21 protein-coding genes are annotated in these 23,109 nt (G+C 40.0%); 20 read left to right on the top strand and 1 reads right to left on the bottom strand.

The window, feature by feature from the left end; translation table 11 throughout:
* The first annotated feature begins 110 nt into the window (after positions 1–110).
* The 20 genes from D8855_RS04470 to D8855_RS04375 all read left to right on the top strand — a co-directional run bounded on the left by D8855_RS04470 (position 111) and on the right by D8855_RS04375 (position 22,199).
* A complete protein-coding gene (locus D8855_RS04470) occupies positions 111–6,155 on the top strand; it encodes a ZmpA/ZmpB/ZmpC family metallo-endopeptidase (protein ID WP_125416251.1) in 6,045 nt (2,014 codons plus the stop codon).
* A 152-nt stretch (positions 6,156–6,307) separates the two neighbouring features.
* Positions 6,308–7,000, top strand: a complete 693-nt coding sequence (locus D8855_RS04465) for a phosphoglycerate mutase (RefSeq protein WP_000240129.1) — start codon at positions 6,308–6,310, stop codon at positions 6,998–7,000.
* A 120-nt stretch (positions 7,001–7,120) separates the two neighbouring features.
* Positions 7,121–7,822 (top strand): ABC transporter ATP-binding protein, encoded by a 702-nt coding sequence (locus tag D8855_RS04460; protein WP_125416249.1) that lies wholly within the window; start codon positions 7,121–7,123, stop codon positions 7,820–7,822.
* The gene (locus D8855_RS04455; RefSeq protein WP_185757562.1) at positions 7,818–10,526 is read left to right on the top strand and encodes an FtsX-like permease family protein; all 2,709 of its coding nucleotides are present in this window, start codon (positions 7,818–7,820) and stop codon (positions 10,524–10,526) included. The genes D8855_RS04460 and D8855_RS04455 overlap by 5 nt, the downstream gene beginning before the upstream one ends.
* Positions 10,527–10,670: 144 nt before the next feature.
* On the top strand, positions 10,671–10,940 hold the full coding sequence (rpsO, locus tag D8855_RS04450) for a 30S ribosomal protein S15 (protein ID WP_001018251.1): 270 nt from the start codon (positions 10,671–10,673) through the stop codon (positions 10,938–10,940).
* A gap of 457 nt (positions 10,941–11,397) precedes the next feature.
* Complete coding sequence (locus D8855_RS04445; RefSeq protein ID WP_115904078.1) at positions 11,398–11,676, top strand: TIGR04197 family type VII secretion effector; 279 nt, start codon at positions 11,398–11,400, stop codon at positions 11,674–11,676.
* The gene (locus D8855_RS04440; RefSeq protein WP_125416245.1) at positions 11,673–12,032 is read left to right on the top strand and encodes a DUF3958 family protein; all 360 of its coding nucleotides are present in this window, start codon (positions 11,673–11,675) and stop codon (positions 12,030–12,032) included. The genes D8855_RS04445 and D8855_RS04440 overlap by 4 nt, the downstream gene beginning before the upstream one ends.
* A complete protein-coding gene (locus D8855_RS04435; protein ID WP_125416243.1) occupies positions 12,022–13,674 on the top strand; it encodes a T7SS effector LXG polymorphic toxin in 1,653 nt (550 codons plus the stop codon). Before D8855_RS04440 ends, D8855_RS04435 begins: the two co-directional genes overlap by 11 nt.
* A 12-nt stretch (positions 13,675–13,686) precedes the next feature.
* Entirely contained in the window at positions 13,687–14,295 is a 609-nt protein-coding gene (locus D8855_RS04430; RefSeq protein ID WP_094753767.1) for a TipC family immunity protein, read from the top strand.
* Positions 14,292–14,759 carry a hypothetical protein gene (locus tag D8855_RS04425; protein ID WP_094753766.1) on the top strand — a complete coding sequence of 156 codons (468 nt, stop codon included), beginning with the start codon at positions 14,292–14,294 and terminating at the stop codon, positions 14,757–14,759. The genes D8855_RS04430 and D8855_RS04425 overlap by 4 nt, the downstream gene beginning before the upstream one ends.
* A 10-nt stretch (positions 14,760–14,769) precedes the next feature.
* Positions 14,770–15,384 (top strand): TipC family immunity protein, encoded by a 615-nt coding sequence (locus D8855_RS04420; RefSeq protein ID WP_125416241.1) that lies wholly within the window; start codon positions 14,770–14,772, stop codon positions 15,382–15,384.
* 4 nt (positions 15,385–15,388) lie between these two features.
* Positions 15,389–16,003, top strand: coding sequence for a TipC family immunity protein (locus D8855_RS04415; RefSeq protein ID WP_125416239.1), 615 nt, complete (start codon positions 15,389–15,391; stop codon positions 16,001–16,003).
* A gap of 4 nt (positions 16,004–16,007) precedes the next feature.
* Positions 16,008–16,631: a TipC family immunity protein gene (locus D8855_RS04410; RefSeq protein WP_125416237.1), complete on the top strand. Its 624-nt coding sequence runs from the start codon at positions 16,008–16,010 to the stop codon at positions 16,629–16,631.
* A 4-nt stretch (positions 16,632–16,635) separates the two neighbouring features.
* Positions 16,636–17,241 (top strand): TipC family immunity protein, encoded by a 606-nt coding sequence (locus D8855_RS04405; RefSeq protein ID WP_125416235.1) that lies wholly within the window; start codon positions 16,636–16,638, stop codon positions 17,239–17,241.
* Positions 17,242–17,245: 4 nt separating this feature from the next.
* The gene (locus tag D8855_RS04400; protein WP_125416233.1) at positions 17,246–17,854 is read left to right on the top strand and encodes a TipC family immunity protein; all 609 of its coding nucleotides are present in this window, start codon (positions 17,246–17,248) and stop codon (positions 17,852–17,854) included.
* A gap of 4 nt (positions 17,855–17,858) precedes the next feature.
* On the top strand, positions 17,859–18,467 hold the full coding sequence (locus D8855_RS04395; RefSeq protein ID WP_125416231.1) for a TipC family immunity protein: 609 nt from the start codon (positions 17,859–17,861) through the stop codon (positions 18,465–18,467).
* 225 nt (positions 18,468–18,692) lie between these two features.
* Positions 18,693–19,739: a FecCD family ABC transporter permease gene (locus D8855_RS04390; RefSeq protein WP_125416229.1), complete on the top strand. Its 1,047-nt coding sequence runs from the start codon at positions 18,693–18,695 to the stop codon at positions 19,737–19,739.
* 1 nt (position 19,740) lies between these two features.
* Positions 19,741–20,496: an ABC transporter ATP-binding protein gene (locus D8855_RS04385; protein WP_094753763.1), complete on the top strand. Its 756-nt coding sequence runs from the start codon at positions 19,741–19,743 to the stop codon at positions 20,494–20,496.
* A gap of 19 nt (positions 20,497–20,515) precedes the next feature.
* The gene (locus D8855_RS04380) at positions 20,516–21,526 is read left to right on the top strand and encodes an ABC transporter substrate-binding protein (protein ID WP_125416227.1); all 1,011 of its coding nucleotides are present in this window, start codon (positions 20,516–20,518) and stop codon (positions 21,524–21,526) included.
* Positions 21,507–22,199, top strand: a complete 693-nt coding sequence (locus D8855_RS04375) for an alpha/beta hydrolase (RefSeq protein ID WP_125416225.1) — start codon at positions 21,507–21,509, stop codon at positions 22,197–22,199. Before D8855_RS04380 ends, D8855_RS04375 begins: the two co-directional genes overlap by 20 nt.
* Before the next feature lie 42 nt (positions 22,200–22,241).
* Here D8855_RS04375 and D8855_RS04370 read toward each other — a convergent pair whose 3' ends face one another.
* Entirely contained in the window at positions 22,242–22,991 is a 750-nt protein-coding gene (locus tag D8855_RS04370) for a lysophospholipid acyltransferase family protein (protein ID WP_049540761.1), read from the bottom strand.
* Between the last annotated feature and the right edge of the window lie 118 nt (positions 22,992–23,109).

The following is a 23,109-nucleotide window of genomic DNA, read 5'->3' as shown; positions in this document are numbered from 1 at the left end:
TATATCAAAATATATATAGAAGTATTTTTGTTTCTTGTAAGTTTATCATAGTGAGGAAGCAAAATGCTTCTTCTATTTTGAAAGGGATAAAATAATAGAGAGGATATAGAATGAAAAAGTTTTTTGGAGAGAAGCAGCATCGTTTTTCCTTACGAAAGTTAGCGATTGGTCTTGTGTCTGCTTCAATTTCTAGTTTATTTTTTGTGTCTATTGCTAGCGGTGGGACCGTATTTGCTCAAGAAAATGTATCTGTTCACTACAAATACGTGACGGATACAGAACTGAGTAGTCATGAGAAGGACTTGATTGTAAAGGATTTTCCTAATATTGCTGAAGATAGTGAGAGTACCTATTATCTAGTCTACCGTATGGATGAGAAAGCCCAACTAGGTCAGTTGCCTAATACCGGTGAGCACAATAATCTGGTTACCGTCCTTACTGGTGGAGCCCTCGCTTCGATTGGACTCCTCATTTTTGCTGTTTCGAGAAAGAAAGGCAATAAGAAAGCATTGTTGAAGGTTGTTTTGATAACAGGCGTGGGGAGCGGTTTGGTCTCTTCGGTTCAGGCTATTGAAAATCAGCTTTTGCTACAATACAATCAAGAATATCAATTATCCCAAGGAGATAGTCTGCCTCTGCCAAGAGTCCTGTCAGGTTATACCTATCTAGGCTATATTAAGCAAGACAAGAAAATTAATCAGTTAGAAACTGTTGCTAGAGATCAGAAACTAGACGATACGGTTCACCCTCATTTCCAGTCCAATGAAGGTGGGCAAAATGTAAGAGATGAGCGGAAAAATCCGTCTCCAACAAGCCCTGCTGACAAGCCAATCCCTTCTAAAGATTCACCCAATCAAAAGCCGTCTGGTATTGCTAGTGTGGATCCTCATGACGAAGTCTTGGCTGGTCGTTTAAATAAACCAGAGCTCTTATACAAAGATCAAGAGATTGAAACCAAGCTAGACTTTGCTGAAGTGGTTCAAGAGAATCCAGATTTAATTGAGGGAACCATTCGTGTCAAACAAGAAGGTCGTGCTGGGAAGAAGATTGAACTTATTCGCATCTTCACTGTTGAAAATCAAGAAATTTCCCGAGAAGTTCTCTCGACTAAGGTAGAAGAAGCCTTACCACGTATAGTAGAGAAGGGGACTAAGAAGGCAGTTGCTCCGAGTGAAGCACCCCAGTCTGCAAGAAAAGGTGAGCCAGAGACCCATGCTTCCTTACCAGAATATAAAGGTGAGCAATCTGGAGCTGTTGTAGCCCCTGAGAAAACTGATAAACCAGCCTATACAGGAACTCAGTCTGGAGCAATAGTCGAACCCGAGAAAGTAGCTCCACAACCAGAGTACAAGGGAACTCAAGCTGGTGCGATTGTTGAACCTGAAAAGCAGGAACCAGAGGTTGGAGGTGCTCAATCAGGGGCTTTGGTAGAACCAGAAACGGCTGATAAACCATCCTATACAGGCACTCAGTCTGGAGCAATAGTCGAATCCGAGAAAGTAGCTCCGCTACCTGAATATCAGGGAACTCAAGCTGGTGCTATCGTCGAACCAGAGACCCATGCTTCCTTACCAGAATATAAAGGTGAGCAATCTGGTGCAATAGTTGCCCCTGAGACAACTGAAAAACCAGAATATACAGGCATTCAATCTGGAGCCATCGTCGAACCAGAAACGGCTGATAAGCCATCCTATACAGGTATCGAGTCCGGAGCGGTTGTTGAACCAGAGCAAGTGGCTCCACAACCAGAGTACAAGGGAACTCAAGCTGGTGCCATCGTCGAACCGGAGACTCAGCCTTCCTTGCCAGAATATAAAGGTGAGCAATCTGATGCAATAGTTGCCCCTGAGACAAATGAAAAACCAGAATATACTGGCATTCAATCTGGAGCTATCGTCGAACCAGAACAGGTACCATCGAAACCATCTTATACAGGTACCCAGTCCGGAGCGGTTGTTGAACCAGAGCAAGTGGCTCCACAACCAGAGTACAAGGGAACTCAAGCTGGTGCCATCGTCGAACCGGAGACTCAGCCTTCCTTGCCAGAATATAAAGGCGAGCAATCGGGAGCTGTTGTAGCCCCTGAGACGGTCGAAAAACCAGAATATACTGGCATTCAATCTGGAGCTATCGTCGAACCAGAACAGGTACCATCGAAACCATCTTATACAGGTACCCAATCCGGAGCGATTGTTGAACCCGAACAAATTGCCCCTCTTCCAGAATATACTGGCAATATTGAGCAAGCAAAACCAGAAAATCCGGCTGAAAAACCAAAAGAAAAAGATCCAGAAAAAACACTTGAATTAAGAAATGTTTCTGATCTGGAGTTATATAGTCAGACCAATGGTACTTACAAACAACATGTTTCTTTAGACAGTGTTCCAAGTAATATAGACACTTACTTTGTTAAGGCAAAATCGTCGTCATTCAAAGATGTCTATCTACCTGTCGCTTCAATAACTGCAGAAATAAAAAATGGACAATCCGTTTATAAAATCATAGCCAAAGCTGAGAAACTCCAGCAAGAGCTAGAAAATAAATATGTCGATAATTTCACCTTCTATCTCGCAAAAAAGGCCACAGAAGAAACAACAACTTTCACTTCCTTTAGCAACCTGGTTAAAGCAATCAACAAGAATCTCTCTGGAACCTATCATTTAGCGGCTAGCTTGAATGCCAACGAAGTGGAGTTGGGACCTGATGACAGATCTTACATCAGGGGCACCTTTACTGGTCAGTTGATTGGTGAAAAGGATGGCAAGCATTATGCTATTTACAACTTGAAAAAGCCTCTTTTTGAAAGCTTGAGAGGGGCCATAGTAGAAAAGTTGAGCCTAAAAAATGTCGCTATTTCAGGTAAAGATGATATCGGTTCACTGGCAAATGAAGCTACGGATAACACAAAGATTAAGCAAGTTCATGTCGATGGTGTTCTGGCTGGGGAACGTGGTATCGGTGGTTTGTTGGCTAAGGCAGACCAATCAAGCATCACAGAGAGCAGTTTTAAGGGAAGAATTGTTAATACCTACGAAACGACTGCTGCATACAATATTGGTGGTTTGGTCGGTCATTTGACAGGAGGCAGAGCTTCACTGACTAAGTCAAAAGCGACAGTAGCCATTTCCTCCAACACGAATAGTTCAGATCAGACTGTTGGTGGGCTAGCAGGTCTAGTAGACCAAGATGCGCATATACAGGATAGCTATGCTGAAGGTGATATCAACAATGTCAAGCACTTTGGTAGAGTTGCAGGTGTGGCTGGATATTTGTGGGATCGAAAGACGAATGAGGAACAGCATGCAGGAAGATTGACCAATGTACTAAGCGATGTCAATGTAACCAACGGAAATGCTATTACCGGTTACCACTATAATGAAATGAAGGTGGCTAATACATTCAGCAACAAAGCTAATAGAGTCTACAATGTCACCTTGGTCAGGGAAGAAGTCGTCAGCAAGGAATCATTTGTAGAAAGAGGAACAATTTTAGATGCTTCTGAAGTGACTAATAAAAAAGCAGAAATCACTCCTTTCACTCCTCCAACAGTGGAGCCCCTTTCAACAAGTGGTAGTAAAGAAAGTGATTTTTCTAAGGTGAATCATTATCAAGCTCAGCGCGCCTTGGCTTATAAAAACATTGAAAAATTGCTACCTTTCTACAACAAGGCAACCGTCGTCAAATACGGGAACCTGGTCAATGAGAACAGTCTTTTATATAAAAAAGCACTCTTGTCAGCAGTCATGATGAAGGATGACCAAGTCATCACAGATATTGTTTCCAACAAACAGACTGCAAACAAACTCTTGCTCCATTACCAGGATCATTCCTCTGAAACATTCCAGCTCAAGTACCAGACTGATTTTGCTAAGTTAGCAGAATATAGTCTAGGAGATACGGGGCTTCTCTATACACCAAACCAATTCCTGTATAATCAAGAAACGATTATCCAGCAAGTCTTACCAGAATTGAAGAAGGTAAATTATCATTCAGATGCTATTAGAAACACACTTGGTATTTCACCAAAAGTGAAGCAAACCGAGCTCTATCTAGAAGAGCAGTTTGCTAAAACGAAGGAGCATCTAGAAGACAGTCTGAGAAAACTCTTGTCAGCGGATGCTGGTCTAGTGGAAAACAATCAAGTAATGACAGGTTACATCGTAGATAAAATCAAGCGCAACAAGGAAGCCTTGCTTCTTGGCATGAGCTACTTAGAGCGTTGGTATAACTTTAGCTATGGTCAGGTTAATATTAAAGACCTGGTCTTGTATCACCTTGATTTCTTTGGAAAAGGAAATGCATCTCCGTTAGATACTTTGATTGAGTTAGGGAAATCAGGATTTAATAATCTGCTTGCTAAGAACAACGTTGATACTTATGGTATCAGTCTTGCCAGCCATCATGGAACGACAGATTTGTTTAGCACGCTAGAAAATTACCGAAAAGTCTTTTTACCAAACACTAGCAACAATGATTGGTTTAAAAAACAGACCAAAGCTTTCATTGTCGAAGAAAAATCCACTATTGCAGAGGTCAAAGCCAAGCAAGAGCAAGCAGGGACTAAGTATTCTATCGGTGTTTATGACCGAATTACTAGTAGTACTTGGAAATACCGCAATATGGTCTTGCCTCTCCTTACCTTGCCAGAAAGATCTGTATTTGTCATCTCAACCTTGTCTAGCCTAGGATTTGGCGCTTACGATCGCTACCGCAACAGCGACTATAAGGCTGGAGATGAACTCAATAAGTTTGTTGAAGATAATGCGCGTGAAACAGCCAAGCGTCAGCGAGATCATTACGATTATTGGTATCGTATTTTGGATAAACAGTCACGTGAAAAACTCTATCGTACGATCCTGCTTTATGATGCCTATAAGTTTGGTGATGATCATACTGAAGGAAAGGCTTCAACAATCGCAGACTTTGAGAATTCAAATCCTGCAATGCAACATTTCTTTGGACCAGTTGGTAACAAGGTAGTTCATAATCATCACGGTGCATACGCAACAGGAGATGGTGTCTATTATATGTCTTACCGTATGTTGGATAAGGATGGCGCTATTACGTATACCCATGAGATGACCCATGATTCAGATCAGGATATCTATCTTGGTGGCTATGGTAGAAGAAGTGGTCTTGGTCCTGAGTTCTTTGCTAAAGGCTTATTACAAGCGCCAGATCATCCAAATGATGCAACCATTACCATTAACTCAATCTTGAAACATTCAAAATCAGATAGCATGGAAGGATCCCGTCTACAAGTCTTAGATCCGACGGAACGATTCAAAGATGCATCCGATCTCCAGAAATACGCTCATAATATGTTTGACCTCATCTATCTGTTGGAATATCTTGAAGGGCAATCGATCGTTAAGAAACTGAATGTTTCTCAGAAAATGGAAGCTCTTAGAAAAATTGAGAACCACTATCTAACAGATCCAGCAGACGGAAATGATGTTTATGCTACTAATGTTGTGAAAGATTTGACTGAAGAAGAAGCCCAAAAATTGACTAGCTTTGAGAGTTTGATTGACAATAATATTCTTTCGGCTCGTGAGTATCAGGCTGGCACTTATGAGAGAAATGGCTACTTTACGATTAAACTTTTTGCACCAATCTTTTCAGCATTGAGCAGTGAGAAAGGAACTCCTGGAGATCTTATGGGACGCCGGATAGCTTATGAACTCTTAGCTGCTAAAGGATTTAAAGATGGTATGGTCCCATATATTTCCAACCAATATGAAGAAATTGCTAAACAAAATGGTCAAACAATCAACCTCTACGGTAAAAAGCAAGGATTAGTGACAGATAAGCTTGTTTTAGAAAAGCTATTTGGTGGTCAGTATTCATCTTGGGCAGCCTTCAAAAAAGCTATGTATCAAGAGCGCGTTGCTCAGTTTGATCATTTGACTAAAGTTACTTTTAAAGATCCGACGCAATCATGGATGAGCAATGCCACGAAAACCATTCAAAGAGTAAATGAGTTGCAAGAACTCATGGACCAAGCTGTTTTACAGGATGCGGAAGGTACGCGTTGGAGTGACTATAACCCAGAAACTGACAGTGCCGTTCATAAACTTAAGAGAGCAGTGTTTAAGGCCTATCTTGACCAAACAAATGATTTTAGAACCTCTATTTTTGCAAATAAAAAGTAATGAATTATAGAAGTTCCTAATCAGTATGAGAGGACTTTACTTCCTGACTATCAGAACTTGTCGATTTTAACTAGCTTTTTTGTGAAAAATTGTGTAAAATAGAATAGATAAACGAGGGGAAACCTCGGAAAATTTAAAGGAGAATCCATCTAATGGTAAAATTGGTTTTTGCTCGCCACGGTGAGTCTGAATGGAACAAAGCTAACCTTTTCACTGGTTGGGCTGATGTTGATTTGTCTGAAAAAGGTACACAACAAGCGATTGACGCTGGTAAATTGATCAAAGAAGCTGGTATCGAATTTGACCAAGCTTACACTTCAGTATTGAAACGTGCGATTAAAACAACTAACTTGGCTCTTGAAGCTTCTGACCAATTGTGGGTTCCAGTTGAAAAATCATGGCGCTTGAACGAACGTCACTACGGTGGTTTGACTGGTAAAAACAAAGCTGAAGCTGCTGAACAATTTGGTGATGAGCAAGTTCACATCTGGCGTCGTTCATACGATGTATTGCCTCCAAACATGGATCGTGATGATGAGCATTCAGCTCACACTGACCGTCGTTACGCTTCACTTGACGACTCAGTTATTCCAGATGCTGAAAACTTGAAAGTGACTTTGGAACGTGCCCTTCCATTCTGGGAAGATAAAATCGCTCCAGCTCTTAAAGATGGTAAAAACGTATTCGTAGGAGCTCACGGTAACTCAATCCGTGCCCTTGTAAAACACATCAAAGGTTTGTCAGATGACGAAATCATGGATGTGGAAATCCCTAACTTCCCACCATTGGTATTCGAATTCGACGAAAAATTGAACGTAGTTTCTGAATACTACCTTGGAAAATAATTTGTAAAAAGAAAGCCTAGGAATACCTAGGTTTTTCTTTTTATTCTAGTATCCAACTCTTCGAAAAAGCGTTATAATGATAGTAAAGAGTGACTTGTTTGTAAGAAAGAGAGAAGGACGATGGCTTATATTGAGATGAAACACAGCTACAAGCGTTATCAGGTTGGGGACACGGAGATTGTGGCCAATCGCGATGTGAATTTTGAGATTGAAAAGGGTGAATTGGTGATTATTCTAGGTGCGTCTGGTGCAGGCAAGTCAACGGTTCTTAATCTTCTTGGGGGAATGGATACCAATGACGAGGGGGAAATCTGGATTGATGGTGCCAATATTGCAGACTACAATTCCCACCAGAGAACCAATTACCGCCGCAATGATGTCGGTTTTGTTTTTCAGTTTTATAATCTAGTTTCCAATCTGACAGCTAAGGAAAATGTGGAGTTGGCATCAGAAATTGTGACAGATGCCTTGAATCCTGAACAGGTTTTGACAGATGTAGGTCTGGCTCATCGTCTCAATAACTTTCCAGCCCAACTTTCTGGAGGGGAGCAACAGCGAGTCTCCATTGCACGCGCAGTAGCCAAAAATCCTAAAATCCTCCTTTGTGATGAACCGACTGGAGCCTTGGATTATCAGACAGGCAAGCAAGTCTTGAAGATTCTCCAAGACATGTCTCGTCAAAAGGGAGCGACGGTGATTATCGTAACTCACAATAGTTCGCTAGCTCCTATCGCAGATCGGGTGATTCACATGCGTGATGCCACTGTTATGAGAGTAACAATCAATGAGCATCCACAGGCTATCGATACATTGGAGTATTAGCATGAAAAAAACATACCGAAAAGACTTGCTCCAGTCGGTGACTGCTTCCAAGGGACGCTTTTTATCTATCTTGACCTTGATGATGCTGGGGTCTTTAGCTCTAGTTGGTCTCAAAGTGGCCAGTCCAAACATGGAACGTACGGCAGAAGATTATCTCCGTAAAGCAAATACCTTGGATCTGGCAGTGATAGCTGATTATGGCTTGGATAAAAAGGATCAAGACGAACTAAAGACCCTTCAAGGAGCAAGTGTTGAGTTTGGCTATATGGCAGACCTAACCGTTGAAAATAGTGAAGAAGCAATTCGACTTTATTCTAAGCCAGAGGGAATTTCAACTTTTCAAGTGACAGAAGGGCGACTTCCAGAGGCTGATGGGGAAATTTCCTTGGCAGATTTCTGGAAAGACCGCTATCAGATTGGGCAGACTATCATCTTTAGCAAGAAAGAAGAAGGGAAGCCCGTCATAAAATCCCAATCTTTCACCATTACTGGATTTGTTCAGTCGGGTGAGATGCTTTTTCAAGAAGACTTGGGAGGGGCTAGTAGTGGAAATGGAAGCTTGGCTGGCTATGGAGTGATTTTACCCAGTCAGTTTGACTCAGATGTTTATAGCATTGCGCGTGTGCGCTATGATGATTTAAAAAATTTGGATGCTTTTTCATCAGACTATAGAAGCAAACGAGATCAACATCAGGAAGACTTACAAAACTTGCTTGCCGATAATGGTCAAAAAAGATTGGCAAGTATCAAAGCAAATGGGCAAAAGAGCTTGGATGATGGAAAAGAGCAGCTCCAAACAGCTGAAGGTAACCTTCAAAAAGGCAAGAGTCAGTTAGAACAGGCTGAAAGTCGATTGAAAACGCAAGAAGAACAAGTGACCGCTTTGCCTGAGCCTCAAAAGAGTCAAGCCAAGGAGCAATTGACAAAAGCTAAGGAAGAATTGGCTACAGAAAAAGAAAAAATGTCTCAAACAGAGAGTAATCTAGCCAAGGAAAAAGAGAAGCTTGAACAACGCCAGAAAGAGCTTGATGAACTGGCAGAGCCTACTTACCATGTATACAACCGCCAAACCATGCCAGGTGGTCAAGGCTATCTCATGTACAGTAACGCTTCAGCAAGTATTCGTTCTGTTGGGAATATCTTTCCCGTGGTGCTTTATATGGTCGCTGCAATGGTAACCTTTACAACTATGACTCGCTTTGTGGATGAAGAGCGTACCAATGCTGGTATTTTCAAGGCCCTAGGTTACAAGAATAAAGATATTGTTGCCAAGTTTGTCCTCTATGGTTTTCTTGCAGGAACTGTGGGAACTGTTTTAGGAACGCTTCTAGGACATTATCTCCTTGCAGGCGTGATTTCGGATGTTATAACAGCTGGAATGGTCGTTGGGAAAAGTCAGGAGTATTTCTACTGGTCTTATAGCCTTCTTGCCCTGGCCTTAAGTTGGGTATCCAGTGTCTTGCCAGCTTATCTAGTGGCACGGAGGGAATTGCACGATGAAGCAGCCCAACTTTTGCTGCCCAAACCTCCCGTTAAAGGATCAAAGATTTTGCTGGAACGCTTGAGCTTTATTTGGAGTCGTTTGAGCTTCACTCATAAGGTTACGGCGCGAAATATTTTCCGTTATAAGCAACGGATGTTGATGACCATTTTTGGAGTTGCAGGTTCGGTTGCTCTCCTATTTGCAGGTCTTGGCATTCAGTTTTCTGTTGGAGGAGTTGTCGAGCGTCAATTTGAACAAATCCAGCAATACCAGATGATTGTAGCGGAAAAGAGCAGTGTAACGGAGCAAGAAAAAGCAGACCTAGAAAGTGCCTTGCAAGCTGAGCCTATCCATGATTATCAAAAAATCTATTCTAAATCCATTGAAAAAGATTTCAAAGGAAAAGCAGGACTTCAGACTATCACCATAATGGTCACAAGCCGAGAAAATTTCAAACCCTTTATCGCATTAGAGGAAAATGGCCAAGAGGTGCAGGTCACAGATGGAGCAGTCGTGAGTCAAAAATTAGCTCAACTAGAAGGTATTACGGTTGGAGACAAGCTGGAGCTTGATGGGAAAGAAATCAAGGTATCGGCTATTTCTGAAAACTATGTTGGACACTTTGTTTATCTCAACCGAGCGACATACGAACAAGTCTACGGTACCAGTCCGAAAGATAATACCTACCTAGTAAAATTAAAAGAGCCAACACCATCCAATACGGAGAAAGAAGCTGCGGTCTTTATGAAAAAAACTGCTGTTTCTGGGGTGGTCCAAAATGCAACGGCTATCCACCTTTTTGAATCTGTAGCCAATTCTCTCAATAAAACCATGGCAATCCTTGTCCTTGTTTCTGTCTTGCTAGCCATTGTCATTCTTTACAATCTCACTAATATCAATGTGGCAGAACGTATCCGTGAACTTTCGACTATCAAGGTTCTCGGTTTCCACAATAAAGAAGTGACCCTCTATATCTACCGCGAGACCATGGTGCTATCCTTTGTGGGGATTGTTCTCGGTTTGGTAGCCGGCTACTATTTACATCAATTTTTGATTCAAATGATCTCACCTGCCACCATACTTTTTTATCCACGAGTCAGCTGGGAAGTCTATGCTCTTCCAATCGTAGCAGTGACTGTGATTTTAGCCTTACTGGGTTTCTTTGTCAATCACCACTTGAGAAAGGTGGATATGCTTGAAGCCCTGAAATCAGTAGAGTAGATCAAGTTTTTAAAAAGTAAATCAGTTGACAAAGTCTCTGCTTCTTGGTAGAATAAGAACTGTCGTAAAGACAAATAACTTCTTCTTGGTTGCAGGCATGCCAACCTGTCACTCGGATGAAGCCAAATAAAAAGGAGAAATATCATGGCAATCTCAAAAGAGAAAAAAAATGAAATCATCGCACAATATGCACGTCACGAAGGTGATACAGGTTCAGTAGAGGTTCAAGTTGCTGTCCTTACTTGGGAAATCAACCACCTTAACGAACACATCAAACAACACAAAAAAGACCACGCTACTTACCGTGGATTGATGAAGAAAATCGGTCGCCGTCGTAACTTGCTTGCATACTTGCGTAAAAACGACGTTAACCGTTACCGTGAGTTGATCAACTCTCTAGGACTTCGTCGCTAATCTTGCGTTTAAAACGTTTCTATACTGCGTTGGCTTCGCCTCGATGTACCATCAGTACAATCTTCGGCTTGTCGCCTAGTCTATAAACGTTTTATCCAGCAAGACTGGAGCTCTCTGATTTTCAGAGGGCTTTTTGTTTTTATCTGCTTGCTTAGTCCGTGTTCAATTAACAAGATACAAAGGCCGTCAAAAGCACAAAGCAAAAATAGGAAAATTGACGAAGAAACTTCAGTTTCTAGGAGATTTTATCTTTTTTGCCAAGTGCTTAGGCCGAGTTCAATTGAGCATAGCTTGATAATGAAGCTAGTCTAATTAGGTAGCTTTTTAGATATAAAACTATTTTATTATCTAAATATAGAATAAATTAGGGCTTGCATTCAAAACATGGTATAATAGGTCTATATAGCTAAATAAAGTAAACCTATCACAAGGGATTAAGAAAAAGGATAGAACAGTCATGTCAACAGTAAAAAGTGATCTAAATATTGCGCAAACATATGCGAGTCATCTGAAAAATGCTTGTCAATCGTTAACAGCAATTGCTGTGGCTAGTCAAGATGATCGAACGACCCTTCAAGGGAATAACAAAGCCCATCAATGTCTGACAAAGTCTCAAAATCTAGCTAGTCAGATTTCGGCAGCCGTTACCCTGACTTCAGAACGACTGCACTCTATAGCGAGTGATTTTGAGGCGTTAGATGAAGCGGGTGCCAATGGTTTTAGGAGTCATGCATGAGCAAGTTGGATGAGTTGAAGAAAAGAGAGCGAGAACTCTTGTACCAGCTAGAAGACAATGGAAAAGAGAAATATCGCACCAAAGAACTGATAGAAACCTTTGAAGGGTATGATAGAGCTAGTCACCGTTATCAAAATGATTTGTGGGAGGCGGCCTATCAGAGCCGATATGCAGGACAGTTGGAAGAAACGCTCCTACAAAGAAACCAACTTAAAAACCAAATTCTTGAGAAGCTCAGCTACCGCATGGATGATTTGAAAAAAGAAAAGTTCCGATTAGAGGGAGACTTGGATGAGGTCTACTATGAAAGACGCAAAGAACTAGAAAGAGAGGAGGAAAAACGACATGGGCATTGATATGTACTTAGAACAATCACAACTACAAAGTTCGAGTGTAGCGACCATGTGCCAATCTCAGGTGGAGGCTTATCAAGACTTGCAATCAGCCATTCAAAAGTTTTCAGAGGATACAGAGAGTCTAAAGGGCGATGCTTATAATTCGGCTAGAAGTTTTTTTGCAAGTGTCTTATTACCCTTGAGCAAAGGGGGACAGCTCTATACGGAAACCTTCTCTCAAGCTATCAAGAAATTGCCAGAAGACTACCAAACGATGGTCGACAGCAAGAGTTGGCGGGAGGATGATCTACTTGATAAGATCCGTCAGGAAGAGCAAATGATTGCTTATCTAGATGAAGTCAACCAATTCCTTTCTAGCTTGACCATGGATAGTGAAGAAAAGGGAAGATTGAGACGCAGTAATGTGGAACTCATGCGAGGACATCACGCCAATAAACGCGTCTATGAAACGATTTTGAGAGACCTGCGCGCCTATGATAGCTACTCAGGAGGGCTTTTCGATGAACTAGACAGTATCGATGTGCAACTGAGTCGCGGACTGGCCCAGATTGAAAATAGTTGGGATGCAAAGACAGGGAGCTTTAAAATTCCATCTGACCTGACTTGGGCCAACTACCTGACTGCCTATTCTGACACAAAGGATATGAAACTCAGTCGTCAAGAGAAGGCCTTTGTCCAAACCATGATGGCAGAATACGGCTTTGATGCCGAGACAGCCCAACAGCTCTTGACCATCAAGCAGGGGATAGACAAGAAGTTTCCAACCTCTAGTCAAGAGTTTCGTGACTATATCTTTTTGCGAGTCGTCGGTGCGGCCAACTATGATGACTTTAAGTGGAACGAAACAGCAGGTGGATTGGGGCATTATTTTTATAAAGAATTTGTGAGCGATCCGCAGACAGGCCAAAAATTGAGAACTTTAAAACCAATTCTTGAAATTTATCAAGAACTGGGATTGAAAGAAGAAAAGGCCAAAGAACTGTATTATAATCTTAGATTGCAGCATGAGATGGCGGGTGGGAAATCTGATAATATAGATCAAATTAAGAAATATGATCGAAAAAATGGAACTAACCATTATGATTCCTATAAAAGTACTTATGAAGGGATTTATGGTGATACGGGTAACTTTGACCAATTTTGGGATAGCAAACTGAAGGCCTACTCTAACAATGGAGCAGGTCACGCAGACTTTACCCACCAGTCCATCACTATGGCGACTCATCTTAATCCTAATCAAGTTCAGTTATCCGACATCTATGGCGGTAGAGAGCATGTCAAGGATCTTTCAGGGTGGGAGGGAGACACGACCTTTAATGCAAACGATATGAAGCCAAGTATTGGCGAGGATGACTACAAGGCAGACCTAGACTCGGTCAACCTTATCAGCCGTATGCAAAAGGGGCAATCCTATGACCAAGCTATAACTTCTTATTATGCTGACCTTCAAAAAGACTCTTCTCAGAGAGAAAGAGAATTCTTGAAAAATAAGGATTGGAAAAAGGTAAGAGGTACTATCTATTCTAGCCTAGTACCGGCGGATATACTAAAAAAAGGTGAGGTTTCTATTAAAGAGTATATTGAGGAAGAATACCCAGAAGTATCCACATTTTTAAATCGCTTAGAAGCCTTGGTAGACTAGGAGGAAAAGTTAATGAAGAAAACACTGAGTATATTAGCTTTAGTTGCAATAATCATATCATCCTGTTTCTACTTTTTTATCCATCAACCTAAAAATATTTTTGATGAAATCTACCAAGAAACGGAGAAGACCTATCGTACAAATAATATTTTAAGAAACATAGATGGGTTTAAAATTAGTCCAGGTTGGCCTAATGATGGAGAATATTTTGCATACACCCCTTCAGGGAAGTATCAAACTCATCCTGAAGGTTATAAAGACATAAGTATTGGATTTAACTTTGGTTCAGGTATTAAAGGAATGACGATTCTTTTTGAAAAAAGGATTAATTCGGATATTACCCTATGGTATTCGGCTCACTATAATATAAAAAAGAAAGTCCTTCAAAAGGAGATTGCGATTTTTGAAGAACCAAGGCAACCAGGTCAATATCTAGAGGATGAAGAAAAAATAAGAGAATATCTCAGAAAATATAATATTTCTAAAGAAGAATTAGAGAAAGACTATGACGAAATCGTTAACCAGAAAGTCTTGAAAGATTGGTGCTCGATTTATGACAGTAAGTACTCGCCAAGCAATTATGGCGATGTGAAAGTCGAAACCCAGTGGGAGAATTGGTGACAGGTCACGCAGACTTTACCCACCAGTCCATTACCATGGCTACTCATCTGAATCCTAATCAAGTTCAGTTAGCTGATATCTATGGCGGTAGAGAGCGTGTCAAGGATCTTTCAGGCTGGGAGGGAGACACGACTAAAAACGCTACGGATAAAAAACCAAGCATTGGTGAGGATGATTACAAGGCAGACCTCGATTCGGTCAATCTTATTGGTCGTATGCAAAAGGGGCAATCCTATGACCAAGCCATATCTTCCTATTATGCTGACCTTCAAAAGGATTCGACTCTTAGAGAAAGAGAATTCTTAAAAAATAAAGATTGGAAGCAGGTTAGAAGTACTATTTACTCCAGTATCCTCCCATTAGAGATTATGGAAAAAGGGGAAGATGCCATTAAATCGTATATTGAAAGTAATTATAAAGGTGTGTCAAAATTTTTAAATCGTTTAGAAGCTGTGGCGGAGTAGGAGGATGATGATGAAAAAAATTTTAGGTCTAATAGCGTTATTTGCACTAATTGTATTATCCTGTTTCTACTTTTTTACTAGGCAACCTAAAAACATTTTTGATGAAATCTATCAGGAAACAGAGAAAACCTATCGCACAAATAATATTTTAAGAAATATAGAAGGTTTTGAAATCGATGATGTCTGGCCAAGTGATGACCCAAATATATCTAATAATCCGTTTGGAGTTTACGACAACAAAACGACTGCTAGTAATTATTCTAAAATTAAAATTAGCTTTAATTTTGAAGAAGGTATTAAAGGGATGACGATTCGTTTTGAAAGAAAGACTAATTCGAATATTACCCTATGGTATTCGGCACACTATAATATAAAAAAGAAAGTACTCAAAAAGGAACTTGCGATTTTTGAAGAGCCAAGGCAACCAGGTCAATTTATTGATGATGAAGAAAAAGTAAGAGAATATTTAAGAAAATACAACATAACCAAAGAAGAATTAGAGAAGGACTACGACGAAATCGTAAATCAGAAAGTCCTGAAAGATTGGTGCTCGATTTATGACAGTAAGTACTCACCAAGCAACTATGGCGAGGTGAAAGTCGAAACCCAGTGGGAGAATTGGTGATAGCATGAAGAAAATACTAGGTGTTTTAACAATAATTGTATTACTTGTATCAGTTTGTTTTTACTTTTTTCCTAAACAACCTAAAAATATTTTTGATGAAATCTACCAGGAGACGGAGAAGACATATCATACAAATAATATTTTAAGAAACATAGATGGGTTTAAAATCAGACCGGATTGGCCAAGTGATGACCCCAATATTTTGTACACTCCGTTTGGATTATACAACAAAGAGAAAACTCCGTCAGATTATTCTGAGATAGAAATTGGGTTTAATTTTGAATATACATCTCAATTAAGCTCCGTTTCATTCGAGAGGCAAGTAGGACTAAACACGAGAGTCAGGATATGGAATAAATATACTTATCAAGACCGTACTTTAAAAAAATCTGTGAGAGTAGTTTTAAAGAAAGCAGATACGGAAACTTATATCGAAGACGAAGCGCAAGTGAAATCATACTTAGAGCAGTATGGTATTACAGCTAAGGATTTGGATTCTTATTACGACGAAATCGTCAACCAGAAAGTCTTAAAAGACTGGTGTACTATTTATGACAGCAAATACTCGCCAAGCAACTATGGTGAGGTGAAAGTCGAAACCCAGTGGGAGAATTGGTGATAACATGAAGAAAATTCTCGGTTTAGTAGCCTTATTCGTGATAATTGTATCATCCTGTTTCTACTTTTTTATCCATCAACCTAAAAACATTTTTGATGAAATTTACCAAGAAACGGAGAAGACTTATCTTGGAAACAATGTTTTTAACCAGTTGAAAGATGTTGAAGTACATAAGTATGAAAAATATGATAAAGATATGCAGGGAACAGGAAAGTATACTCCCAAGGTAATTTACATTGATAATTATCTTCCTGAAAATTATTCCGAGACTGAAATAGAGTTTAATTTCGATAGTATAAACAAAGGAATGTTTATTTGGTTTGAATGGAAAGTAAACTCGAAGTTTTCTTTGTGGTATTTCAGTTATTACAATATTAAAAGTAAAACTATAGAGAAAGAACTTGCGATTTTAGAGGAACCAAGAAAGGCTGGAGAGTACCTCAAAGATGAAGAAAAAATAAGAGACTATTTAAAAAAATATAACATAACCAAAGAAGATTTAGACAAACATTACGACGAAATCGTCAACCAGAAAGTTTTAAAAGATTGGTGCTCCATTTATGACAGTAAGTACTCGCCAAGCAACTATGGCGATGTCAAGATTGAAACCCAGTGGGAGAATTGGTGATAACATGAAGAAAATTCTCGGTTTAGTAACCTTATTCGTGATAATCATATCATCCTGTTTCTACTTTTTTATCCATCAACCTAAAAATATTTTTGATGAAATCTACCAGGAGACAGAGAAAACCTATCGCACAAATAATATTTTAAGAAATATAGAAGGTTTTGAAATCGATGATGTCTGGCCAAGTGATGGAGATTATTTTAAATATAGCCCTTTAGGAAAGTATAAGACTCTTCCAGAGGATTATCTTGAACTGAGAGTTGGATTTAATTTTGAGAAAGCGTATAGTAAAATGTTTGTTTCAGTTGAGAGAAAAATAGCTGATGGAACGAAGATATGGATGATCAGCAAATATAATCCAAACACTAAAACAATCACAAAGTCAATTCAGATAGTATTATCAGGAAATGAGGATAGCTATATCGAAGACGAGGCTCAGGTGAGATCCTATCTAGAAAAGTACGGCATCACTGCTAAGGACTTGGATACATACTACGACGAAATCGTCAACCAGAAAGTTTTGAAGGACTGGTGTTCTATCTATGACAGCAAGTACTCGCCAAGCAATTATGGTGAGGTCAAGGTTGAAACCCAGTGGGAGAATTGGTGATAACATGAAGAAAATACTAGGTGTTTTAACAATAATTGTATTACTTGTATCAGTTTGTTTTTACTTTTTTCCTAAACAACCTAAAAATATTTTTGATGAAATTTACCAAGAAACGGAGAAAACATATCGGTCAAATAATATTTTAAGGCATATAGATGGGTTTAAAATCAGACCGGATTGGCCAAGTGATGACCCAAATATATCTTATACTCCTTTTGGAAAGTATGAAACTCTTCCCAAAGGCTATAGTGATATAACCATTGACCTTAATTTTGGAAAAGGTATAAAGGGGGTGTTGATTCTTTTTGAAAGAAAGACTAATTCGAATATTACCCTATGGTATTCGGCACACTATAATATGCAAAAGAAAGTGCTAAAAAAAGAGCTTGCCATCATTGAAGAGCCAAGGAAACCAGGCCAATTTATTGATGATGAAGAAAAAGTAAGAGAATATTTAAGAAAAAATAATATTTCTAAAGAAGAATTAGAGAAAGACTTCGACGAAATCGTCAACCAGAAAGTCTTGAAAGATTGGTGCTCGATTTATGACAGCAAGTATTCACCAAGTAATTATGGCGATGTCAAGATTGAAACCCAGTGGGAGAATTGGTGATAGCATGAAGAAAATACTAGGTGTTTTAACAATAATTGTATTACTTGTATCAGTTTGTTTTTACTTTTTTCCTAAACAACCTAAAAATATTTTTGATGAAATCTACCAGGAGACAGAGAAGACATATCGTACAAATAATATTTTAAGGCATATAGATGGGTTTAAAATCAGTCCAGGTTGGCCAAGTGATGATCCAAATATATCCTATACTCCTTTTGGAAAGTATGAAACTCTTCCCAAAGGCTATAGTGATATAACCATTAACTTTAATTTTGGTTCAGGTATTAAAGGGATGTCGATTCGTTTTGAAAGAAAGACTGATTCGAATATTACCCTATGGTATTCAGCACACTATAATCTGCAAAAGAAAGTGCTCAAAAAGAAACTTGCGATTTTTGAAGAGCCAAGGAAACCAGGCCAATTTATTGATGATGAAGAAAAAGTAAGAGAATATTTAAGAAAAAATAATATTTCTAAAGAAGAATTAGAGAAGGACTACGACGAAATCGTAAATCAGAAAGTCCTGAAAGATTGGTTCTCGATTTATGACAGTAAGTACTCACCAAGCAACTATGGCGAGGTGAAAGTCGAAACCCAGTGGGAGAATTGGTGACATAAAGATTCTCACTAATTATATAAACAGGTGGCTCTCTATTTTCAGAGGGCTTTTTATGGTGTCACTTTACCTCGATATACTCAAGTATAATCTTCGGTTACGATTATTAGTACTGTAAGACCAACTATATTCATTTTTCTCATCTTGTTCCATAGTTAAAAATATGGTATACTTTTCATGAGAATTTTCTAAATTTTTAAGATTCTATCAAAGGAGGTTTGCATGCTTTCCAAATTTTCTGGAAGCCGACAGGACCTGCAATTTGTATTGCTTTTAGGTATTTTACTAGGTGTTTTAGGAATTTCCCTCTTTCTAGCAGTTTCAATGGGATCCGTTGCGATTGATCTAGGCGATACCTATCGGATTATTTTGAGCAGGTTGGGGTTTCCTCTTGAGGTAGGAGAGGTTTCCAAGTCGACTCTTGCCATTGTATGGAACATGAGATTCCCTCGAGTATTGTTAGGCTTGATAGTAGGAGCAGGCCTTTCTATGTGTGGTAGCGTGATGCAGTCTACAGTGAACAATCCCATCGCAGAGCCTTATGTCTTAGGAATATCTGCGGGTGCAACTCTAGGGGCAACCTTGAGCATCATTCTTGGTTTAAAATTGGTGATTAGCCTTGGAGCTTTTCTTGGAGCTATTTTGGCAACAATTGCTGTCCTCATCATTGCCTCTATTCAGGGAAGGATGACGACTTCCAGTCTGATTTTATCAGGAACGGTGGTCAACGCTCTCTTTCTGGCATTTTCCAACTTTATTATCTCAGTCGGAGCTAATGCGGACAGTGTGATGACCATTAAGTTTTGGACCATGGGCTCGCTCGCTGGGACTTCCTGGGCAGACTTGGTCCTGCCAACTATAGTAGTAGGAATAGCCTTTCTATTTTTCTCTACTCAGTATCGTGTTTTCAATGCGATGATGATGGGAGATGAGGCTGCTTTAACTTTGGGGATTCCCTTACGTTTTTATTGGTATCTTTATGTGACCATGGTGGCTGTGCTGACAGCAGTATTAGTAGCAACCTGTGGGATTATTGGATTTGTCGGTCTGATTACTCCACATTTAGCTCGAGGATTAGTAGGAACGAATTACAAGAGGCTTTTTCCTGTTGCAACCTTGCTAGGTGCCCTCTTTGTCATTTGGGCAGACGTACTCTCTCGTATCATCATTCCAAACGCAGAGCTTCCTATTGGTATTTTCACAGCCTTGGTAGGTGCTCCCTTCTTTATCTACATTGTTGGAGGTAGGCGAAGGGAGGTGAGGGTCTGACATGGACTTGATTTGTAAGGATATCCATTTTGGACTGGGAGAGAAAAAAATCCTCAAGGGAGTTTCTCTTAAGGTTGAAGGGAATCAATTTCACACGATACTAGGACCAAATGGAAGTGGAAAAACCAGCCTGCTTAAACTCCTCTATCGTCAGGAAAAGGCGGATAAAGGCTTGATAAACCTAGATGGAAAACCGCTGGAGCATTGGTCACTCAAAGAAACAGCTAAGCAAATGGCAGTTGTCACCCAGTTTAATCAATTGCAGTTTGATTGTACAGTTGAGGAAATCGTCTTGCTGGGTAGAACTCCCCACCTCTCTTTTTTACAGAAGGAAAGGGAAAGAGATTATGCCCTCGTTCAAGATGCTCTTGTCAAGGTGGATATGCTCGAGAAGAAAACTCGTCTCTATTCGTCTCTGTCAGGGGGGGAGAAACAACGAGTCTTATTAGCCCGCGCCTTGGCGCAAGAACCGACTCTCTTGCTCCTAGACGAACCAACCAATCACCTGGATATCAGGTATCAGCTAGACTTGTTGGCCATTGTGAAAAATCTCAAGGTCAATGTTCTAGCTGTTCTACATGATATTCAACTTGCTTGTCGCTATTCGGATTATCTCTATCTGATGAAAGAGGGAGAAATCCTTTACCAAGGGACTCCAAAGGAGACCATCACCCCTGAGTCATTGCAAACTGTATACGGAGTTCAAAGTCAGGTTACTTGGACCGAGGATCAGCAAGCCATGATTCACTATTTATAAGAATGAAAAGGAAAACAAGATGAAAAAAACACTAAGCATTTTACTCGTAACAGTAGCTACCCTAACCATGGCAGCGTGTGGTAATACTACTACAGAAAAAGCTACCACACAATCAAGCGCAGAAACAAGTCAAAAGGCGAGCGCAGAGACGACTTATCCACTAACGGTCAAAACCTATGACGCGAAAGGAAATGAAGTCGAACAAGTCTTTGACAAGGCACCTGAAAAAGTTATCACCAACAATCTTTCAACCACTGAAATCTTATTGGAGTTAGGCTTGAAGGATAAAATTGCTGGCATGCTCAATCCAGACAATGCTGTGACGGACAAATACAAGGATGCTATTGCAGCTATTCCTCAAATTGGGGATAAAAAAACAGTGTCACAAGAGACAGTCCTTTCTTATGAGCCAGATGCTGTGATGGGTCGAAACATGATGTTTTCTGAAAAATCCTTGGGGATAATTAGCACTTGGAATGAAAACAAAATCCCAGTTTATACGCAAAAAGCTTCTCTCTCAACAATTCAGCAAGATTTGGGAAATATTGTAGAAGATGTCAAAAATCTGGGAATGATTTTTAATGTTCAGGACAAGGCTAATGAATACGCAGCCCAATTACAAGCTAAAATTGATGCTGTTAAGAAAGCAAACCCAGCAAGTCAAGGTGAAAAGAAAAAGGCTTTGATTATGGTTGCTTATAATGATGAAACCTTCGGTGCCTACAAGTCTGCTTTGCAAGAAAGTTTGCTGAACCAACTTGGTTATACAAACGTTGCTACGGGGACATCAGGCTTGACCTTGGAAAACCTCGTGTCAATGGATCCTGAATTGATTATCTATGTAACCAGCGACCGCAATAAAAAATTGGATGAAAAAGCAGTAGAGTTGATGAAGGCAAATGCTGTTTTGGAAAGCGTTCCTGCTATTAAGAATCAAAAAATCATGACCATTTCTTACGATGAGTTGATGGACTATGGTCCAGCAGTGATTGATTCCCTTGAGAAAATCAATGACTTTATCAATAAATAATGAGTTTGATTGGGAAGGAATTCAAGTCAAAATCAGCCTTCCTTCTAACTACGACCCCAATCAAACCTATCCAGCTATTTTATTGAATGATGGAAACTTGGATTTCCTATCATCCCTTTCAGAATCTGTGATTTTAGTGGGCTTGACCTCTAAAAATCGCCTAGATGACTACACTCCTTGGAAAGCAGCTGCTCTGAGAGATGGAGCTCCAGATTTTGGAGGTCAGGCCAAGGCCTATCATGATCATTTATTTGGAGGTCTTTTAGACAAGCTGCAGTCGCTTTATCGCCTGGACGAAACTCGCCTTGCTTATGGAGGGTATTCACTAGGTGGTTTGGCGGCAGTCTACAGTCTTTTCAGCTTTGACAAGGTTTCCTGTGTCTTTTCAATCTGCGGTTCCTTTTGGTATCCTGATTTTGTGACTTACTGCAAGGCAGAGACAGTGAAAAATCTAGACTGTTTGCTGTATTTACAGAACGGTCAAACAGAAGGAGCACACCATACTAATCGCTTGGCTCAAGCACCAGCCTATGCTGAGCAGATTCATATCAGTCTTCAGAAACGCTATCCGAACGGTCAGTTTGTCTTTGATCCTTATGGACATCATGAACAAGTGGCTGAACGATTTTTAGCCTTTTCTAGCTGGTTGACCCAAAAATGGAAAATCGAATAAAAGATTTATCCCTTGGCTTTTGCCAAGGGATTGTTGTATTTTTTAACCAAGAGCCTCTCTCTTTTTATCTGGATTCCAGATGAAGCTTGCGATAAAGCTAAAGATGATAGTTAGGATAGCGAGGATAATGGCAAGGATGAGGGCAGGAATGCGGATAAACCACCAGAGTGGGTTTGGTTTTTTATCATTGTGCCATTGTTTCGTTTCTTGGTCCAAACGTTGAAATTCTGTTTGGATACGATTGGCGACTGTTTCAATGCCTTCGTCATTCATTTTCTTGATATCGGAGATATCAATTGGATTTCCAAAGTTCATATCGACACGTTCACGGCTAACTAAGCCCTTCAAAGTCATGGGACCGGTGTAGGTAACCGGCATGATACGGACCTTGGCCATTTTGGCAATCAAGGCTACGCCACCCTTGACATCGTTTGAGTGACGGCTCCCACTTGGAAACATGATAAGAGAGCGATCACTTTTTTTGAGGACATTGATAGGGTATTTGATGGCTGAGGCGCTAGGATTTTCACGGTCGATGGGAAAGGCGCCACACATACGAATCCACCAGCCAAAGATACGGTTGGTAAAGAGCTCTTTTTTGGCCATAAAGATAAATTGTTTTGGCTTGGTCGCAAAGGCCATGTAAACAGGATCCCACCAGGTACGGTGAGGGGCAACCAGAATATAATTTTCATCTTGATTAGGAATTTTATCAGTATTATGATAGTGGGCATTGCCATTGATGGACCATAGGAGCAAGACAACTAATCCACGTAAATAAGTATAAAACATGCGATCTCCTTCGATTCTTTTCTTGTTATTATTATACCTTATCAAAGGAGGGCTGGCAAACTTTTCCCTTGACCAGGTCCATATTTGGGATGAGATTAGAATTCTTTTAGAAAAAATG

It is taken from the genome of Streptococcus mitis (genome assembly GCF_003942685.1).
GTDB lineage: Bacteria > Bacillota > Bacilli > Lactobacillales > Streptococcaceae > Streptococcus > Streptococcus mitis_CD.
This window is presented reverse-complemented; position numbering and strand designations above follow the sequence as displayed.

Excerpts from the sequence above, each read along its gene's own strand:
- D8855_RS04470 (WP_125416251.1), top strand. The coding sequence starts at position 111 with ATGAAAAAGTTTTTTGGAGAGAAGCAGCATCGTTTTTCCTTACGAAAG.
- D8855_RS04465 (WP_000240129.1), top strand. The coding sequence starts at position 6,308 with ATGGTAAAATTGGTTTTTGCTCGCCACGGTGAGTCTGAATGGAACAAA.
- D8855_RS04460 (WP_125416249.1), top strand. The coding sequence starts at position 7,121 with ATGGCTTATATTGAGATGAAACACAGCTACAAGCGTTATCAGGTTGGG.
- rpsO (WP_001018251.1), top strand. The coding sequence starts at position 10,671 with ATGGCAATCTCAAAAGAGAAAAAAAATGAAATCATCGCACAATATGCA.
- D8855_RS04445 (WP_115904078.1), top strand. The coding sequence starts at position 11,398 with ATGTCAACAGTAAAAAGTGATCTAAATATTGCGCAAACATATGCGAGT.
- D8855_RS04440 (WP_125416245.1), top strand. The coding sequence starts at position 11,673 with ATGAGCAAGTTGGATGAGTTGAAGAAAAGAGAGCGAGAACTCTTGTAC.
- D8855_RS04435 (WP_125416243.1), top strand. The coding sequence starts at position 12,022 with ATGGGCATTGATATGTACTTAGAACAATCACAACTACAAAGTTCGAGT.
- D8855_RS04430 (WP_094753767.1), top strand. The coding sequence starts at position 13,687 with ATGAAGAAAACACTGAGTATATTAGCTTTAGTTGCAATAATCATATCA.
- D8855_RS04420 (WP_125416241.1), top strand. The coding sequence starts at position 14,770 with ATGAAAAAAATTTTAGGTCTAATAGCGTTATTTGCACTAATTGTATTA.
- D8855_RS04415 (WP_125416239.1), top strand. The coding sequence starts at position 15,389 with ATGAAGAAAATACTAGGTGTTTTAACAATAATTGTATTACTTGTATCA.
- D8855_RS04410 (WP_125416237.1), top strand. The coding sequence starts at position 16,008 with ATGAAGAAAATTCTCGGTTTAGTAGCCTTATTCGTGATAATTGTATCA.
- D8855_RS04405 (WP_125416235.1), top strand. The coding sequence starts at position 16,636 with ATGAAGAAAATTCTCGGTTTAGTAACCTTATTCGTGATAATCATATCA.
- D8855_RS04400 (WP_125416233.1), top strand. The coding sequence starts at position 17,246 with ATGAAGAAAATACTAGGTGTTTTAACAATAATTGTATTACTTGTATCA.
- D8855_RS04395 (WP_125416231.1), top strand. The coding sequence starts at position 17,859 with ATGAAGAAAATACTAGGTGTTTTAACAATAATTGTATTACTTGTATCA.
- D8855_RS04390 (WP_125416229.1), top strand. The coding sequence starts at position 18,693 with ATGCTTTCCAAATTTTCTGGAAGCCGACAGGACCTGCAATTTGTATTG.
- D8855_RS04385 (WP_094753763.1), top strand. The coding sequence starts at position 19,741 with ATGGACTTGATTTGTAAGGATATCCATTTTGGACTGGGAGAGAAAAAA.
- D8855_RS04380 (WP_125416227.1), top strand. The coding sequence starts at position 20,516 with ATGAAAAAAACACTAAGCATTTTACTCGTAACAGTAGCTACCCTAACC.
- D8855_RS04375 (WP_125416225.1), top strand. The coding sequence starts at position 21,507 with ATGACTTTATCAATAAATAATGAGTTTGATTGGGAAGGAATTCAAGTC.
- D8855_RS04370 (WP_049540761.1), bottom strand. The coding sequence starts at position 22,991 with ATGTTTTATACTTATTTACGTGGATTAGTTGTCTTGCTCCTATGGTCC.